This is a genomic window from Paraburkholderia sp. SIMBA_027 (assembly GCF_046535315.1).
Classification (GTDB): Bacteria; Pseudomonadota; Gammaproteobacteria; order Burkholderiales; family Burkholderiaceae; genus Paraburkholderia; species Paraburkholderia tropica.
In genome coordinates this window covers 1-2,418 of record NZ_JAWRWY010000054.1, presented here as the reverse complement: position 1 = coordinate 2,418, position 2,418 = coordinate 1, and the positions used below count along the sequence as shown (strand labels likewise).

The window sequence follows — 2,418 nt, the reverse complement described above, 5'->3', positions numbered from 1 at the left end:
TGCCCCATCGATGGCAGCCGAAACAGGCCAACGAATAACCTCGCGCTTCAAGACGGGATCGCTGGCCGCTTACTCTGCTTCGTAATCGTACCGGCGTTCACCAGATCGCCGCCCGACAGGTTCACGTTGTGTCCCGCGACGATCTGACCGGTTGCCCCCTGAACCGTAATCGATGATGACGTCGAGACCGGCGTCACGGTGCCCGGCGCGTCGAGGGTGATGCCCTTCGTCGTGATACAGAAGCCGCGATCACTCGCGCACGTTGCTGACGTGCCATCGGCAGCATGGAAGCTGCCCCAGACAGAGATGGTGGACGGTGCGGCTGCGAGAAAGGCGTTGAGGGAGGCGAGGTCCACGGTGTCCGTCACCGTCGACGAGTCCAAGATTTTGTCCGCATCCCCCGTGGGTCAGGATTCCGTGCAAATCAACAGTCTGCCCCGTCTAACGTTGCGATATGCGCTCCGCTGTGCGGCACCAGGGCCTTCGCTCAGACTGGTGACGACGTGATCGCACAAAGGTACGCCCTCGCGGCAGGTTCTATGTGTACAGCCCCGCAGGCCGCGGCGTTCCACATGCAGGCACAATGATGCCGACGAGGAAACTGCTTCGACAACGCCCCGATTGAGTCCTTCTGGGGCACCCTCAAAAGTGAGCTGGTCTATCATCGACGCTTCGCCACATGCGAAGAGGCACGGCGAGCCATCAGCAAATACATCGAGATCTTCTATAACCGGCAGCGCACGCAAGCTCGACTTGACTACCTGTCACCTGCAGCATTCACGCAGCGATACTACCTGAATCAGGTTGCTGCTTAACCCGTTGGCGTCCACACGTTCCGACCGACCTCACTCGGACTCTCGCCTGGGCATAACATGCCTCCCAGTGAGAATGCATGCGTCGCAAGCCCAAAGCCCAGCCAGTGGACCTGCCGGCGATTCCCGGCGAGCTGTTCGAGCAGTTCAGCAGCGGTGGAGGGGCAGCTTTAAAATCCTATGCTCGCCAGGAGATCGTCCACTTGTGATTGATCCGTCACAACATCCAAAGTACCACCCGAGTTGACGGAGGGACCATTTAGCAGGTGCTGGGGACTACCGGTCGGTGAAGATTCGGGCACTAGTGCGGCCGCTGTTGCAGCAAACTGTTCGCGTCGCTCAGGGGCAATATGGTCCAGCAGGACGCCAAGTAGTTGCTGCTCAATCAGATAGACGACCTCCATTATCTTTTTTATGACCTGCCCTGTCAGATCCTGGAAATCCTGCGCGAGCATAATTTCCAATAGCTGCTCGTTAGTAGCGCTGGTCCCGCTCGGGACATCCTGCAGAAACGCTCGTGTATCGGTTAGGAGAACTCGAACGTCCGTCCGTTCGAGCGGTGCGGCATACCATTGGTCCCAACGCTCACTCAGGGCAACGGCAGCCTGATGCAATTGATTTTGGACCGGTTTGGCGACGTCGATTGCCCCTAAAACCCGCTCGGCGGCCTGTTCGGTCATGGTTGCGATATATCGAAGCCGATCTCGCGTATCGGGGACGACTTCCGCCGCACGCTCAACCTGCTTGTCCAGCCCCAACTCACGCATGGAATCTCGCAGGGTCCGCGTCACATGCCCTATCCGGGCGAGGATGCGATCGGACTCCGGCGCGTGCTCTTCCGGCAGATTCACACCCAAGGCCGCATTCAGCTCGTCCATATTAGCCTCCGGATCTCACGCACTTCTCAAGGATCTTGCCAAGTTTGTCGTCAAGAACCGCAGCCGTGAATGGCTTGACCACGTAGCCGTTGGCACCGGCATGCGCTGCGGCGATAATGTTTTCTTTCTTGGCTTCTGCCGTCACCATCAGCACCGACAGGTGCGCAAGACTCGTGTCGCCGCGAATCTCTCTCAACATCCCAAGACCATCGAGGTTCGGCATATTCCAGTCCGATATCACCACGTCATAATCTCCCGCTCTCAAACGCGCTAGCGCGGCGGCACCGTCCTCGGCCTCATCGACATTCGAGTGCCCTAGCTCTTTCAAAAGATTCCGGACGATGCGTCGCATCGTCGGGAAATCGTCGACTATCAGAAATTTCATTAGATATCCTTTTGTTCATAAAATAAAGGTTTCTCGGCAGACGCCAGCAATCAGGCAGTTTTCGTTTGCCGCTGGCCGGTTACCGCGCCACTAGTTCCCCGGCAAGTCCTTACCGCCGAGCGTTTCGAACAGCGCCATTTCGCGGCTCGTCACGAGCGTCTCGATGTCCATCAGGATCAGCATGCGGCCGTCCACGGTGCCGAGACCCGTGAGGTGCTCGGTCGTGAGCGTCGCGCCGAACTCCGGAGCGGGCATGATCTGGTCGACCTGCAGCGTGAGCACGTCGGACACGCCGTCCACCACCATGCCCACCACGCGATGCGCGACGTTCAGGATGATCACG

General features: G+C 58.7%; 4 protein-coding genes and 1 pseudogene. 1 reads left to right on the top strand and 4 read right to left on the bottom strand.

Annotated features, from left to right (window positions below):
- Positions 1-47: 47 nt before the first annotated feature.
- On the bottom strand, positions 48-383 hold the full coding sequence (locus SB764_RS38025) for a hypothetical protein (protein ID WP_410866465.1): 336 nt from the start codon (positions 381-383) through the stop codon (positions 48-50).
- Between the two features lie 207 nt (positions 384-590).
- On the opposite strand from SB764_RS38025, the pseudogene SB764_RS38020 reads away from it, so the two are divergent.
- Positions 591-815: pseudogene (locus tag SB764_RS38020) on the top strand (IS3 family transposase); the annotation flags it as partial.
- Between the two features lie 167 nt (positions 816-982).
- Here the strand turns inward: SB764_RS38020 and cheZ are convergent.
- From cheZ to SB764_RS38005, 3 genes are all read right to left on the bottom strand, one after another.
- Positions 983-1,690 (bottom strand): protein phosphatase CheZ, encoded by a 708-nt coding sequence (gene cheZ, locus SB764_RS38015; protein WP_410866464.1) that lies wholly within the window; start codon positions 1,688-1,690, stop codon positions 983-985.
- 1 nt (position 1,691) lies between these two features.
- Positions 1,692-2,075 carry a chemotaxis response regulator CheY gene (gene cheY / locus SB764_RS38010; RefSeq protein ID WP_410866463.1) on the bottom strand — a complete coding sequence of 128 codons (384 nt, stop codon included), beginning with the start codon at positions 2,073-2,075 and terminating at the stop codon, positions 1,692-1,694.
- A gap of 90 nt (positions 2,076-2,165) precedes the next feature.
- Positions 2,166-2,418, bottom strand: a 253-nt coding sequence (locus tag SB764_RS38005) for a chemotaxis protein CheW (protein ID WP_410866462.1), incomplete at its 5' end; no start/stop codon positions are given.

Bases quoted from the DNA above. Each gene is read 5' to 3' on its own strand.
- cheZ (WP_410866464.1), bottom strand. From the start codon at position 1,690: ATGGACGAGCTGAATGCGGCCTTGGGTGTGAATCTGCCGGAAGAGCAC.
- cheY (WP_410866463.1), bottom strand. From the start codon at position 2,075: ATGAAATTTCTGATAGTCGACGATTTCCCGACGATGCGACGCATCGTC.